Annotated in this window: 12 protein-coding genes; 5 read left to right on the top strand and 7 right to left on the bottom strand. The window is 52.3% G+C overall.

Features of this window, described 5'->3' with window-relative positions; all coding sequences use genetic code 11:
• The first annotated feature begins 85 nt into the window (after positions 1-85).
• Complete coding sequence (locus tag IE065_RS07395) at positions 86-1,087, top strand: DUF4339 domain-containing protein (protein ID WP_234043693.1); 1,002 nt, start codon at positions 86-88, stop codon at positions 1,085-1,087.
• Here IE065_RS07395 and IE065_RS07390 read toward each other — a convergent pair.
• The 4 genes from IE065_RS07390 to IE065_RS07375 form a co-directional block, all read right to left on the bottom strand.
• Complete coding sequence (locus IE065_RS07390) at positions 1,077-1,781, bottom strand: heavy metal translocating P-type ATPase metal-binding domain-containing protein (RefSeq protein WP_267908112.1); 705 nt, start codon at positions 1,779-1,781, stop codon at positions 1,077-1,079. The two genes, IE065_RS07395 and IE065_RS07390, sit on opposite strands and share 11 nt — an antisense overlap.
• Before the next feature lie 54 nt (positions 1,782-1,835).
• A complete protein-coding gene (gene ovoA, locus IE065_RS07385) occupies positions 1,836-3,983 on the bottom strand; it encodes a 5-histidylcysteine sulfoxide synthase (RefSeq protein WP_189513447.1) in 2,148 nt (715 codons plus the stop codon).
• A 151-nt stretch (positions 3,984-4,134) separates the two neighbouring features.
• Positions 4,135-6,303: a right-handed parallel beta-helix repeat-containing protein gene (locus IE065_RS07380; RefSeq protein ID WP_189513445.1), complete on the bottom strand. Its 2,169-nt coding sequence runs from the start codon at positions 6,301-6,303 to the stop codon at positions 4,135-4,137.
• A 175-nt stretch (positions 6,304-6,478) separates the two neighbouring features.
• The gene (locus tag IE065_RS07375) at positions 6,479-7,975 is read right to left on the bottom strand and encodes a TonB-dependent receptor (protein WP_189513444.1); all 1,497 of its coding nucleotides are present in this window, start codon (positions 7,973-7,975) and stop codon (positions 6,479-6,481) included.
• A 118-nt stretch (positions 7,976-8,093) separates the two neighbouring features.
• Here IE065_RS07375 and sppA point away from each other — a divergent pair, with 118 nt between their 5' ends.
• The 4 genes from sppA (at position 8,094) to IE065_RS07355 (ending at position 13,314) form a co-directional block, all read left to right on the top strand.
• On the top strand, positions 8,094-9,923 hold the full coding sequence (sppA, locus tag IE065_RS07370) for a signal peptide peptidase SppA (RefSeq protein WP_189513442.1): 1,830 nt from the start codon (positions 8,094-8,096) through the stop codon (positions 9,921-9,923).
• Between the two features lie 116 nt (positions 9,924-10,039).
• Positions 10,040-11,020, top strand: coding sequence for a DUF4159 domain-containing protein (locus tag IE065_RS07365; protein WP_189513440.1), 981 nt, complete (start codon positions 10,040-10,042; stop codon positions 11,018-11,020).
• Positions 11,021-11,110: 90 nt separating this feature from the next.
• On the top strand, positions 11,111-11,419 hold the full coding sequence (locus tag IE065_RS07360) for a DUF4212 domain-containing protein (protein ID WP_189513438.1): 309 nt from the start codon (positions 11,111-11,113) through the stop codon (positions 11,417-11,419).
• A complete protein-coding gene (locus IE065_RS07355) occupies positions 11,416-13,314 on the top strand; it encodes a sodium:solute symporter family protein (RefSeq protein WP_189513436.1) in 1,899 nt (632 codons plus the stop codon). The genes IE065_RS07360 and IE065_RS07355 overlap by 4 nt, the downstream gene beginning before the upstream one ends.
• Positions 13,315-13,528: 214 nt before the next feature.
• Here the strand turns inward: IE065_RS07355 and IE065_RS07350 are convergent, their stop codons facing one another.
• The 3 genes from IE065_RS07350 to IE065_RS07340 are packed head-to-tail and all read right to left on the bottom strand — an operon-like array spanning position 13,529 to position 14,812.
• Positions 13,529-14,140 carry an immunity protein Imm33 domain-containing protein gene (locus IE065_RS07350; RefSeq protein ID WP_189513434.1) on the bottom strand — a complete coding sequence of 204 codons (612 nt, stop codon included), beginning with the start codon at positions 14,138-14,140 and terminating at the stop codon, positions 13,529-13,531.
• A complete protein-coding gene (locus tag IE065_RS07345; protein ID WP_189513432.1) occupies positions 14,137-14,610 on the bottom strand; it encodes an EVE domain-containing protein in 474 nt (157 codons plus the stop codon). The genes IE065_RS07350 and IE065_RS07345 overlap by 4 nt, the downstream gene beginning before the upstream one ends.
• Before the next feature lie 4 nt (positions 14,611-14,614).
• Positions 14,615-14,812, bottom strand: a complete 198-nt coding sequence (locus IE065_RS07340) for a hypothetical protein (protein WP_189513430.1) — start codon at positions 14,810-14,812, stop codon at positions 14,615-14,617.
• Positions 14,813-14,877 lie beyond the last annotated feature (65 nt).

The raw sequence follows: 14,877 nt of genomic DNA, 5'->3' as shown, positions 1-14,877 counted from the left end.
GATTGAGGCATAATTTGGGAAACCCTTATGATTGGGTATTTCAAGCAGATGAGGTATTTTACGGGTGGCAGATAAATGGTATTACATGGTTGACCGCAATAAGATAGGCCCCGTGACTCGGGACCAGATTCTCATATTGCTACGTCGCCGGGTTCTGAAAGGAAGCACACTTGTTTGGAATTCTGCTCTACCACGCTATGTCCCGCTTGAGACTATAGACGAGCTTTCTCCTTACGTACCTGAAAGCGAAAATGAGATTCCGGTAGGCGTAACAGAAGCAGAAGAAGCGCCACCATTAAAGGGCATTACCCGCTTTTTGATTCCCAAGAAAAAACAGGAGGCTGCAACGGCAGTTGCACGCACACGCGCCCCATTTGAACGCCCTCATCAACTGGTGGATGAAGAGGCGGCAACAGGTAAAACCCCGAAAACACGCCCATCGATTCCTGGTGCTCCAAGTAAGAAAACCGCTCCACCGATGCCCAAGCGGGATAATAACTCGGATGAGCTTTCCACCGTTCAGCAAATGACTGGTGCGGTGTCCGAAGGTATGCGTTTTCTTGGGGCCACAGCTCTTTCCGTCGGTGCCGCACTCTTCGGGGTGTTCGTTTTAGGACTCATTGATTTGCTCATTGGTGCCCAGCGGGACTTTTTCTACGACGGTATGTCCATCCTGATCCCGCGAGAATTCCTCAGTTTAATGGATCCTGTTGAATGGATGGGGGTTTTGATTGTAGGTGGTTTGGTGGGGTCAGCTGCTTCTGCTGGCTGTGGAGGCCGAGGCAACGCAACCATTGCGGGGATAGCGGCGTTGTGCGCATTTTTCAGTGTCTCCATTGGGGCAATATTCAGCGAAATTCTTGCGACGTCAGTCGAGTTAAACGAACCACTAGCGATACTCGTCCTACAGCCGAATTCTTGGCTAGAGGGCGTTGCTGCCTTTTATCATAACCTCCTTGAGGAACCAGATGACTTACTCTTTCTTTTTGGCGCGGCGGGTGAAGCTTTCCTGATTGCGCGCCATAATTATCGACGACATGAGGACGAAGACGAGAAACGAATCGTTGATCCCTTTCTTAAGACTTGAGCTGTTGTTGGTAGGCTTGCCATCGGACGATAAAGTGGCTGGCCATTAATACTGCGAGTCCGCCCAGTAGGGTACTCATAAGGTCGAATATTCGCGCGAAAGCAAACCCGTCAGTAGCGCCCAGAAAACGTGGCAATTGAAAGAGCAGGGCACTGCCTACAAAGACTGCGCCGAATATCAGTGGTGTGCGTGCTGGCCGGGGGGGGGCATCGAGGGGGTGGAGCAGGAAACCAAAACGTTGAAGTTCCATGGCTAACTTTACGAGGTCAGTGCCCCTCAACCATGTCAGTTCTATATGGCTCGGTGCACCGTGTATTTTGCTGTCGAGAATTCCTGATTGGCGAGTAATGACTTGCTGTGCGAGCCAAGAGCAACCGTTGCAGGATAACCCAGAAACAGAGAACTCCGCAGATGCGTTCTCACTCGGCATGGTTTCAGCCTGAATGACAAGCTCGTGTAGCCATTGCCAATTCAGCTCGGTAAAAGGCGCTTCGAGTATTGGATCGGTGACGCCGGACTTACGCGCATAATATTCGTCGAAGCCTTGGTCGCGAATAAGCTGATATACGCTTTCGCAACCCATACAGCAAAATGCCACGTCATTGTTTCGCGACGTAAACGGTGTTCCGCAGTGCTGGCAACTGCGGCGGAGTGACTGGACTTGCGTAGTTATGAGCTGACCTGAGTTGCCCATCATGCTGTTCTCGTCAACATGGCGGGCAATACGAAAACTGCCTATGGAGTCATGTTACGCTTTTCGCCAGAAACTTACCTGCACTAGATTGTGTTCATAGCTGCGACTGTTGTGGCGAATGATTTGCGGGATATCGACCGCAGGTTCGGCTTGAACAAACTTTTCACTCAGCGCTAGTTGTATACCATCAATCGTCGATTGATTTTCGCCCGTGCGATCCTTGAACCCGCCTAGCCAATCTTCTCGTTGCGTATGCTCTGTCGACCAGTCATTTGTTGACGCAATAACGAGCAAGCCGTCGTCATTCAGACGTTCGTGCACCGTTTCCAAGAATTTTGCCGGGTGATAGGAGTGCTCCAGAATGCAGTTGATGAGGATTAGGTCGTATCCTCGGTAAAGGTCCTTCATGTTCGACAGGTCTGCCTGCATGAATTCGACTTTGCTGCGGGAACGGTCTAGACCTATATCCTTTAGGTAGGCCTGACGGAAATTGACGATCTCGCCCTCGGATGGGGCTTCCCATTGGGTGTAGCCCTTGTCGATCATTTCAACGCCTATGCGAATGGTGCGTGCAGTTGGATCAAGTCCGAGAACCTGATTGAAGCCTGCTGCGAGCTCAAAGCTTGTCCGGCCCACTTTGCAGCCAATGTCTAGTGCTTTACCTCGCTGACTTTTGGTCATCCGATCGAGGCAAATTTGGGCAATTTTTTCCGAGTAATTTTCAACACCGAATGCCTCGGGGCCGTAGTGCGCTTCACAATGCAAGGTGACGAAAGGGTCGGTCTCATAGCGATCATCCTTAATTGCAACGTCCAGTTCGCTTTCGATATAGCGAAAGCCAGCATGCTGATAAAAGTGACGACGAAAGGCGTAACGACTGTCACGGAGAGTTTCGTTGCCGGTGGAAATCCAAGAGCCACCCTTAATCAAGTTGTGCTTGGTATCGAAGGTGGGCGTGGAAAAATCGTCGTAAAGCGGGTGGACACCAAAGCCTGAAAAGCCCGCAATGGGTGTCTCAGTATGCTGCCAGACATTACCGAGAATGTCGTAGAACCCCTGACCGAATGCGTATCGATTGACAGGTGTCGCCGATGCGCAGACTTCCAGATTGATATTGCCCGGTGCACCATCTTGCCAGCCATTGACATCGGGCGCGCCCGTGAAGTCGAGCAAACGATACCACTCTTCTTCGCTGGGTAAGCGGATGGAGCTATTGGTCTTGGAACCGAGCCAATTACAGTAAGCCTTGGCCTCAAGGTAATTGACTTCTGCCGGCCAGGACCAAGGCATGTCAATTTCTTTGAGCATGGTGCGTAGCCCATATGAGCCATCTTTACGCAGTCGCCAGAAACGGGGCATGCCATGGGCGTCATATTGTGCCCAACTCCAACCTTCTTCGGTCCAGAATTGCTCCTTAGTATAGCCTCCATCGTCCACAAAAGTGCGGAACTCGGCATTGCTTACCAAATATTTTGCGGCCTTGAATTCGCCTACTTCGGCTTCGTAGTGACCGTATTCATTGTCCCAACCATAGAATTCACTGGGTTGTTTTTTGCCTTGGACTACGGTGCCTGGGGGAACGGTTAAAAGCTCATTGGAGGGGGGGGGGGCATCATTTTCACAAACGGCCCAAGCGGGGTGTTCGGGTTCGACTAATTCCAATGGCAACTGGCGAATCAATACGGACGAGGTCTCTAAGTGAATGCGCTCATGCTCAATGCCCATCATGATGATCCAGTAGAGGCTATTCCATTGCACGGGCAGTTCGAGTGGCGTCTCATCAATCAACCGGTCGATTGCATTGCGAACACGGTCACGATAGGTCTTGATTACGTTGTGGTCGGGCCATTGGTAATGAGCGCCGTTGAGGTCGTCCCAGCTCATTTCGTCAACCCCGATGGCGCACAGTGATTCGAGATGCGGATCCAGCCGGTTTTTCAGGAATTTACCCAAGATGAGTTTGTTGACGAAAAAGACGGCAGTGTGGCCGTAATAAAAAATCAGCGGATGGCGCAGTGGGTCAGCTCGAGCGACAAACGCCTCTTGGCCTTTCATCGGCTCGAACAACTTCTCATAGATGTCGAATGTCTGATGGAAATAGCGCCGAATTTCTTCACGTTTGGCGTTAGGATCGCCCTCACGGAGGTTAACGGTCAGTGGCGTTTCGACGCCGTCTAGAAATGATTCATGTGCGGTTGGCATGACAGTATCAGGGAGCGGGTTTCTAAGATTCAATTAGGGCCTGTTCAGGTAAAATGTTAGGAAGGATTAGTCTAACTTAAACCAATATCCTGACAACCACCGAGGCACTTTTTTCTAATTTTTCCCTAATTCTTGCCGCAAGGTCATTACCCTAATTAGATGAAACAGGAGCCGGGAATTTTGGCCAAGTGGCTGGTTTTGGCTCTGGGCTGCCTTGCTCAATCGCTCCCATATCTGGGGCACTTCCAACAAAGCGGTCGTTGAAATTTGGCAGACGCTCACCGGCGTCATGGCCTGGTGTGCCAGGGGATAGCCACAGGCGTCCATCTGGCGCATACACGAATTGTGGGGATGCTTCTACTCCATTCGCCTCCGAGCCATCCTTGAACGCCGTTCTGCCGTCATACAAATCGTAATCAAAATCGTTACTGGTTGTTTTCTGAGGATTCTTAATGGACCAATTCGTCGGGCGGCGCATATGGAAAATGTTGTTTCGTGAAGTGATGTTCTCCTGTTTCTTTTTGGGGGAGGTGTAGGCGATGCCTGCTTGAGCGCCACTGCTTGGCATATTTGAGCCGTCAAATGGAGCAGGCTGGAGGGACGTATTGTGAAAGATGTACATCTTCCCCCTCGACAGTTGAGCGTTTTCGTTGCCGATTTTCACGAGATAGTGGCCCGTTAAGTCATTAGCCGAGGTCCCTTCATGCTTGCGAGATACGGCATAAACATTGCGGAAGAAATAGACGGGGCCGAGCGTGGGGACCGCGGCACCGATGGCTCCGTAGGTCATGTCTATGTAGTTGTTCCAGACCCGGACATTCATGTCTGCGCCTTCGATTTCGAGGGCGTCGTCCCAGCAGTGGGAAATGAAGTTGTCGTAGATGTCGCTGTCACAAACGGGAAACCCCTTATAGCTGAAGTTATGGACCTCGCCCATACCGTCGTTGAACATGTGCTCCATGTCCGAGTAGATGCGGTTGTTCCGAATCACGTGTCCGCCTTTTCCTCCGTAGAATACGATGCCCTGTGGCCCCTGCGGGTGTTTGCTCTTTGTGCCAGGGCGCTCTTGATTCCAAGAGTTACTGTCGCTTCTCGGGTGATGAAGATCACAATTTTGGATCACAATCCGCTCGATCATAGGCGAACGTGAATAAATGGCCGCATTCAAGTTGTCAGCCTGTCCATTGGCGCGAGTTTCCCCCCATCCGCTAATGTCGCAGTTGTCGATGATCACATCGCGCACATTATCCAGGTAGATACCGTTTGTTCGAGCGTTGGTGAGGGTGAGACCGCGAACAATAACATAGGAGGCCTTGATTTCCAGATTCTGCTCAATGAGACCGCCACCATCCCAAACGGCTTTGGCTCCTTCGGCAGGCTCGTAGAGCACATAACCCTCCTCGGCGCTGCCTCCTTCAAATATCTCATATTTCTTTGTATAAGTAGTTGGTAGTGTGACCTTTCGAATGATCTTAAAGTCGTCAGATCGAGTTGTCGCGGTAATGACGCGCGTTGGCCCATTTTCAAGAGCGAGCTTGATCTCATACTCCGTGCCGGAATCGAGATAAACGATACTTCCCCGGTACTCGGCTGTGTGTTCAGCTTCCTCCTCGGGATGCTCGTTGCTGTCGAACCAGAGCGGCATTGCCTCAGCCCAAGTGTCAGTGCCTTTTTTACGATAGTTTACGGAGACGCTGCGCGTGGCGGTGCCGCCATTCGGCTTCCAATAAAGACCGATCGAGTTAAATGTGGCTACGGCTCTCGGAGCGACTTCCTCACCCTCATAAACAAGTGGCCCGAGCTCTTCGACGGTGAGATCGGCAAATGCAACTCGCTTACCGAGATAATCCGTTTCTTGCTCCCACCGCAGGATTGCCTCCGCGCTATTGCAGTCTGCGGTATGGAATGTCAGTTCGATTGGCGTCCAGTCGTCTCCCGCGTTGCGTTTGGATTGCAAACGAGAGAACGGTTCGCTGTCTTTTTGGAGGGCAATCTGAAGGTAGCCCATGCCAGGGGTGCCCTTAATTTGCCCCGAGATACGGTAGCGAGTCTGCGGCTTGATGGCGAATGCTTGAGAAATGCTCCCATGCTCCAAAGGATATGCAGTGCTGACTTCGACCTGTAGCGCTTGGTTTTCTGGAGTGGGGCCCTTTACTTTTTCAAGTTTCTGAGTGATTTGGCTCGTCCACGCGGTCGGCATCTCCGCATCCCAATCCGTCATCGCTCCATTGATGATGAGGTTGCTACTGGCAGAAGCGGTGCATCCTGTAAGCAGAATGAACCCAGTGAGTAATCGAAGGAAAGAAGCCTGTTGGTACATACAAAACGGAGTTAGGATAGAGGAAACCGCGAATCGCTATAAGTTGGTAGAATCAGTGATCTCGCGGAGGCGAGAATTGCATATCCGCATTTGATTTTCCCGTATGAATATCGGTGGTTTCAGTTAACCTATTCAACGAATGTTTGCGCTGATAACGCTCGTTGATTTTTTTTGGCTATTCTGCTGGAGCAGCAATCGTCTTCGTTCCCCAAAGACCGTCTTCCTTAATCTTTTTGGCCACTGGCTCGGGGACGGCCTTTTCCCAATTGTCTTCTCCATCGAGAATCTGGCGAATGATGTCGCGCGAGAAAATGTCGAGGATGTCCGGATTCGCGCCGAGAACGGGGACTAGATAATGGTTTTCCAGCAGGTAGGCGTAGAGGTGGCGTAGGTGATTCTTGACGCGCAGGTTGTCAGCAGTGATAAGCATTTTACTCTCAAAGCCTGCCGACGTTTCGCGTAATTTATCGCCACTGCCTGCCAGATAAGCGTGATAGCCTGTGCCCTTCATCGGGTAGACGAAAAGCTTGACCTTTTCCTTAAACAAGCGGCCAAAGGACTCCAGAATGCCACCATCAAGGTGTTGATAATATTCCTCGTTAAAGATGGCTTGCAGGTGGTTGATTCCAAGCACAAGGCCGACCATGCGATCGGTGTATCGACGGAAATAAGCTGACAGGCGATAATACTCTTGGTAGTTGGAAACGAGCACGGGGTAGCCTAGCGTATTGATGGTATCAACCCGGGCGAGGAAGTCCTTGTAATCAATGTCGTGACCGCCGGCCAACAGGTTCTTCATTGTGATTTCGAAGAGTGGCATCACGCTTTCGTCCATAACGGCTTCTTCTTGAACAAACTGAGAACCAGCGCAGGTAATCATGTCCACATTGACGTGTGTTACGGGGCGAAAAGAGCCGCGTTCAGCGAGGATAGCTTTTTTGTAGAACGCCTCCATTGGTAGCATGAAGCCGCCTTCGGTATTGAAAAGCACGGCATTGGTCAGGCCGTTTTCTACGAGTTTGAGCCCGACAATACGGTTTTCGATCTGCTCAAAGTGTGGCCCAATAAACTCAAGCATATCAACCTCGATGCGTTCGTCTTCGAGATGATCGAGCAGGGAAGGGATGAAGCGGTCTAGATCGTTGTGGTAAACGAGCGCAGCCCAAATGAAATTGACGCCAAAGATGCCCATGGCCTCCTGTTGGAGCTGGGCGGTCTTTTCAAGCATGCGGGCGTGGACGAGGATGTCGTGGGGCGGGCCACCGGGCTCGATTTGGAAACGCATACCCATCCAGCCGTGCCCCGGCTTGTTATTGGTGAAACTTGCGGTGGCTACGGTGTTGGAATAGACGAAAAACGTGGTTTCTTTGCCTCTCGTCTCGCCCAGTCGCTGAAGGAGTAGATCATACTCGTGATCAAGCATTTGGACCAGGCGCTCGCGAGAAACGTAACGCGCGGCCTTACCGTAAATCGAGTCGCTAAATTTCATGTCGTAGGCCGACATACTTTTTGCAATAGTACCTGCAGCGCCACCTACCTTGAAGAAATGGCGGGCCACCTCCTGCCCGGCACCGATCTCGGCAAAGGTTCCATAGACATCCTGGTCTAGATTAACCAGCAGTGCTTTGCGGTTGGTGGTTAGTTCGTTAGTAGGCAGCTCTGGGTTCTTCATTTGTCCGACATTAGCAGGATCTGCGCCCAGCAATCAATCGGTAATCTTAGCGATACAGAAACGTAGCCAAGGGAGTTGCCAAATTGATTCTGAGGTCATACTTATCAGTAAACTCATTATGAAAGAATTTTTTAAAATAGTCCTCGGCAACTTGGTTGCACAGTCGATTATCGTCTCAACGCTGATACTGGGCGGGCTGGCTTTCCTCGTGATGGTCATGATAGGCGGCTCTTCGCAACCAGTGGATATTGAGGATCACACGGTGCTTGTTGTGGAGCTTTGGGCCAATATCAGTGATGCCCCGAAGCAAGAAACGCTCAATGAGGCCATTAACCAAGCAATTGATGGTAGCCACATCCCCAATTACTACCTACTGGAGCTGATTGATGCGCTGGAACAGGCGGAGAATGATGATCGGATTGACGCGATATTTATCCACGGCACCCTATTGCCGGTGGGTCATGGTTCGGGGCTGGCAGTGATTTCAGAGGTGCGCGAGGCGCTGGAAAAATTTAAGAAATCTGGTAAGCCGATTTATGCCTATATGGTTGATCCCAGCATGAAGGACTATTACCTAATGTCCATCGCCGACCGAGTTTACATGAACCCCTTCGGCCTGATTAGCCTTAATGGAATTGCCGCAGAGGGCATCTATTTGGGCGATGCATTTAAGAAATATGGTATCGGCGTTCAGGCCACTAAAGTTGGCAAATACAAGTCAGCGGTGGAGATGTTTACGGGCAACGCCATGAGCCCGGCGGATCGCGAGCAATTGACCGCGCTCATCGAGGACCTCTGGCAAGAGATTATCACCGATATTGCCTCAGCTCGTGGTGCCAGCCGTTCTGAACTACTTCAGCAAAGCAATGAACAAGGCTTTTTCATCGGGGCCAAAGCGAAGGAAATCGGGTTGGTGGATCAGGTTGCTTATTTCGACCAAGTCATCGAGGAGCTGAAAGAGAAATATGAGGTTGATGAAGAGCTGAATTCCTTCCGCCAAATCGCCCTAAGCGACTACATAAGACGTCATGGATTTCGGGCTGAAGGTGCACCCATTTGGCCCTCTAGCCCGCAAATTGCAGTTATTTACGCCGAAGGCGAAATTGTCGATGGCGAAGGGTATTCAGACCAAATCGGCGGAGATCGCCTGTCACGCTGGATTCGCCAACTGCGTTTAGATGACGATGTCGCCGCGATCGTATTGCGTGTGAATAGCCCGGGAGGCAGCGCAGTCGCTTCTGAGCTGATCCAGCGTGAAGTCCGCGAAGCGCGCAAGGAGAAGCCTGTCGTCGTCTCCATGGGTTCTATGGCGGCAAGCGGCGGTTATTGGATCTCAGTTTATTCCGACCAGATTTTCGCCGATCCAGCGACCATTACCGGCTCAATTGGCGTCTTCGGACTCGTGCCTAATTTAAAGGAGTTGGCGAATGAGCATGGTGTGACCTTTGATGGGGTAAAAACCAGCCAATACGCCGATTTGTTCACGGTTTCTCGGCCAAAAACTGAAAGTGAAATGGCACTGATCCAGCAATTCACTGACCACATCTACGACGAGTTCATCAACAAAGTGGCAGAAGGCCGCGGCCTGCCACTGGAGGAGGTGCAAACGATCGCTCAGGGGCGTGTTTGGAGCGGTGCAGATGCCTTGAAGGTTGGTCTCGTCGATCAAATCGGTGGGCTCACTGACGCGATAAAATTCGCGGTCACAGCCGCCGGAGTGCAGGATGATTGGATGGTTACCCAAATGCCCGAGCCACGCACGTTGGCGGAATCGATTGTGGAAGTAATGCAGCAGGCTCCAGGGGCTGCGCCTGTCGTCAAAGCGCCAAGCGACGATCTTGTTTCCGCGACCGTGCGTCGTCTCCAGCGTGATCTTGCGTCGCTGCGTTCGTTTAACGACCCGCGGAATGTCTATGCCCGCTTGCCGTTTTCGCTTGAGATTCAGTAGCCAGATCTGAGCAAAAACGTTTGGAGACATCCGGGCGGCAGTGCTGTCATAAATGCCATGATTTCAAAAAAAAGTCGCGTTCAGTCGCGCTAGTTATAGTTTACTCATCTTAGTTCATGCGCATTTCTCGCACCCTATTTTTCGCTCTAGTCGTTTCCTTGGCCGCTCCGCTTTTTGCCACGGTGAAGGTGCCACAGTTGTCAGGATTCTCGGTTACCCAGCTTGTGCAGGGGCCGATTCTACAGCGTAACTACCCAGACGCGCTGCCGACCCTCATTGAGACAATCAACGATTCGACCAGTTTCGACATTGATCTGGACCCCGTCTTTATCGAGGGCTTTGACGATCCAAAGTTACTGGAGCACCCAGTTTGCTACGTTAATTTTGGTGACCGTAAGGATTGGGAGCTAACTGATGCGGAGAAGAAAAACTTGAAGGGCTTCCTCGACCGCGGCGGTTTTCTCTACATTGATGCTGGTATCAACGCAGACTTCCTTCGCGAGTCGAACCCAGCCTATAGTCAAAGCCATAGTTTTGCTGAATGGCGTGTGAGTCCAGAGGTCGAAGCTGTTTTCCGGGATATGTATCCTGGGGATCGCTTTCGTGCTTTGCCGCGTGATCACTCACTCTTTCGCGCCTTTCACGCTGGCCTACCTGATGCAGCGGTGTTGCCAGAGACGGTGCGTGATTTCGTGGTCAACGAGAAGTGGCCACAAGGGACGTATTCCGCGATGGGCTTGATGGTCAATGATCGCCTCGCTGTGCTGTGCATGCCAATACTTGCCATGGGATGGGGTCAGAATGAACTCGATCAATGGACTACGTTCATCGGCTTTCGTATTCGGGAGGGAGCGGAGGGGCTCTCTGAACGTCTCTCCGAAGCTGCCTACACTGGCACGCGTTTCGAGGTTGTGCGGGAGGATGGTCGCCAAGACGTTATTTACACGCAAGAAGAGGCCATGCCCGCTTGGGTGCAGGAGCCTGGTGGGGACTGGCGAGTATTCCGCTACTACTACACGCCTGAGATCAGTGACTACGCACACCGCTTTTACACCCAACTCGGTGTGAATGTGTTCGTGTATGCATTTACTCGGTGACGCTCTAAATGTCTGCAAAATATAAGTATCACTCCTTGCCTTAATAAATATTGCTTGCGCTAGACGCGCTATCACCTGATAACAGCGCGCGTGCCTCAAGACGCCCCTACTAAAGAAGCATTGGTTAGCCGATATTGGCGGTCCAATTTAACGATAACGATCAGCCTGCTGTCCATTTGGGCGGCGGTGAGCTTTGGAGCCGGAATTCTATTTGCGGACAAGTTGCACGACGTCCACCTGTTCGGTTCGGGTTACCCCCTCGGGTTCTGGTTTGCGCAACAAGGCTCGGTCATGGTTTTTGTCGTTCTGATCCTCGTTTATGCCATCCTGATGAATCGTCTGGACAGCAAGCACAAGCGCGAGATGCAACAGTTTAACCAGGAAGGGCCGTCAGCGTGAGTGTTCTAGCCTGGACCTATCTTTTCGTCGGCCTGAGTTTCACCCTGTATCTAGGGATCGCCTGGTGGGCGCGCGTAGCCGACACCAAGGGTTTTTATGTAGCAGGGCAGGGCGTCCCCGCTGCTGCCAACGGCATGGCGACCGCCGCCGACTGGATGTCCGCCGCTTCGTTTATCTCGATGGCAGGCCTGATCTCCACCATGGGCTATTCGGGCGGAGTATACCTAATGGGTTGGACCGGTGGCTACGTGCTACTAGCGCTGCTCATCGCGCCGTATTTGCGCAAATTCGGTCATTACACGGTGCCTGACTTTGTGGGCGACCGTTTCGGCACGAAGCGCTCCCAAGGCGCTCAAAATACTGTGATTCAGCGCATCCTCGCCAATCCTGCTCGTGTGGTAGCAGTGGTTTGCGCGTTATTTGTCAGCTTTACCTATGTTGCCGGACAGATGCGCGGTGTGGGCGTGGTTTTTAGCCGTTTTCTGGAAGTTGACGTTAACGTCGGTGTGATTATCGGCATGGTGATTGTCTTTATCTATTCGACCCTTGGCGGAATGAAGGGGATCACCTGGACACAGGTCGCGCAGTTCTGGGTGCTGATCACGGCCTTTCTTGTCCCATCGATTGCGATCTCGATCCAGTTGACCGGCAGTGCGATCCCTCAAGTTGGCTTGGGCTCGGAAATTGTCGGCTCGGGCATGATGCTCCTTGATAAGCTAGATGGCATCCACAAGGAGCTGGGTTTCACAAGCTATACTGAGCCCTTCCAAGGTGGATGGGACAAGCTCAACGTCTTCATGGTGACTCTGGCGTTGATGGCTGGCACGGCAGGCCTCCCCCATGTTATCGTGCGCTTCTACACGGTTAAGTCGCCGGCGGCAGCGCGTTGGAGCGCATTCTGGGCGTTACTTTTCATCTCTGGCCTCTACCTGACCGCCCCGGCATTGGCTGGCTTTGCGCGCTACTACATGATCAATACGCTCAATGGCGCGAGCCAGGAAGAGATCCCTGAGTGGTTCAATAACTGGAAGAAAACCGGCCTCATTCTCTGGCTCGATGGGGGCGACGGTAAGCTCCATTTCTCCAACAACGCCGACAATGAAATCTTCCGCCAAGGCACCCTGAGTGCGGATGACTTCGGCTCGATTGTGCAGCAGCATCAGTTGTGGCTCGACACCAAGGACACCGCTACGCCTAAGGGCATGGACGGCCGCACTATTCTTCGCGACAAGGGCCTGAGTGGGCCGGATAAAGATATTATTGTGCTGGCGACGCCTGAGATGGCGAGCTTGTCGAACTGGATCATTGCCTTTGTGGCCGCGGGGGGGTTGGCGGCAGCGTTGTCCACGGCTAGTGGTCTGTTACTCGTGATTTCGTCCTCGGTCGCGCATGATCTTTATTACCGTATTCTGAACCCGAAAGCCTCTGATAAACAACGTTTAGCGATCGGTCGAGGCATTATTGGATTGGCGGTTGTGGTGGCCGGTATCTTTGGGATTTATCCGCCCGGATTTGTGGCCAAGGTGGTTGCTTTTGCCTTTGGTTTGGCGGCGGCGAGCTTCTTCCCAATCATCATTCTGGGCATCTTCAATCGACGCGTGGGTACGACTCCAGCGGTCTTTGGGATGCTCTCAGGGCTAGGCGTGACGCTGTTCTACATCATTGGCACAGTCTACTTCGGCATGCCGGAATGGACGCTATTTGGCCTAACCGAAAAGGGAATCAAGCCTGAGGCGATTGGCTGCATCGGGATGCTGATCAACTTCGCGGTGGCGCTCGGATTAGCACCTTTCTGCGAGCGACCTGGCCCGCACATTCAAGCCCTGATTGACTCCGTCCGCGAACCTGAGGACTCACTCGCGCCGACGAATATTGACGAAGCACCCGAGCATTAACGAAGCACCCGAGCATTAAGGGTGCGTCAACTTGGTTCAGTCTTCTACTCACCCTTTAGGGGGGGGAAGGGGCAAAACTGATACTTTAATGCTCTTTTTGAGGCTCAACTGAGCTGAAAACGGGCATTAAAGTATCAGTCTTGAATCTGATAACGCCGTTTCAAAAACCGTGTTTCGACAGATTTCGACCGGATTCAAATGCCGCCCCTCTCGATTAGGCGAGGTACTTACGGGCAAAATAGGACTCAGGGACGGCGTTTGCGGGCTCGTAGTCGTGCAAAACGATGGGTCTGTCTTTAAACACGACCTGCCAGCCATCCGGCAGCAGGAAGAAGTCGAGGATTTGCGGGAAAAGGCAGGCAACGTCCCACAGGCTCTTGAGTTCCAAGCTGTCCGGTTTTTCGGCGTCCAGCGCACTGTCTGCGGCCCCGAGGAACCATCCCGAGGCGTGAGGTGACTCATTGGGAGCGCGTGCCATGTGCAGTTCTTTGCAATTCTCGATGTCCTTCATCACGATGATGCTCTGACGGGCATCGCAGATCTGGAAACCCGCCTGAAAGCTGTCGCAGACGTATCGTTGAAGGAAGATAAGGTTCAGTGCATCGGAGCAGTCCGGGGCAAACGTCATGGGCGCAATGCCGATGATCGGAGCCATGATGACGGGTGCTTCCTGAGAGCCGCCAACTTTAAGCCACATCCAAGCCAACTGGATGAATTGACCGGGTTCGAAGGGCACGCCTTGTTTCAGTTGCGCATCCAGAAATGAATCGAGCAACTCCTGAGCAGGCGCAATGGCGTTTGGGGCAAGAAAGGTTGGGCGGTTCACGATTTGCGGGACATTTTAATGACGTAATCAAACTCCTCCTTCGTTACGGGCATGATGGAGAGGCGGTTACCGCGTTGAACAACGCGCATTTCGGAAAGCTTGGGATCGGCCTTGAGCTCTTCCAGGCTGACCAGCCGCGGAAATGTCTCAAAATAGCGCACGGAAACCATGCACCAGCGCGGGTTTTCGGGCGAAGCTTTTTCGTCGTAGTAATTACTTTTCGGGTCCCAGGCTGATGGGTCGGGAACGGCTTCACCGACAACCTCAGCCACGCCAACAATGCCGGGTGGATCGCAGCGGGAATGGTAGAAGAGGATGCGGTCGCCGATCTTCATTTCATCGCGCATATAGTTGCGCGCCTGATAGTTGCGAATGCCATCCCAGGGTTCCGTCTGGTGTGGGCGGTCTTTTAAGTCGTCGAACGAAAATACGTCCGGTTCGGTTTTCATTAGCCAGTATTTACGGGGCATAAGATTAGTCCTTGGTGGCTGCTACTTGGATTTCGGCCGCGTTCAGGTATTCTTCCACGACACGTTCGAGGTTATCAGCAATGAGCTGCTGGAATTCGGGGTCGCCCAGGCAATGCCGCGTGATCGCGGGAAATTGCTCCGCCGTAATCGTTACGTGCAGCGTGCCTTGAAAGCCTCGGCCAGTAGTGGATTGCAATTCCATCGCCACAGTAAAGGCAGGGCAGGGCCGTTTGCCAACGAGGGAATGTGGAAATTTTCAATCACGGG

The organism is Cerasicoccus arenae, assembly GCF_014651635.1.
Lineage (GTDB): Bacteria > Verrucomicrobiota > Verrucomicrobiia > Opitutales > Cerasicoccaceae > Cerasicoccus > Cerasicoccus arenae.
This window is presented reverse-complemented; position numbering and strand designations above follow the sequence as displayed.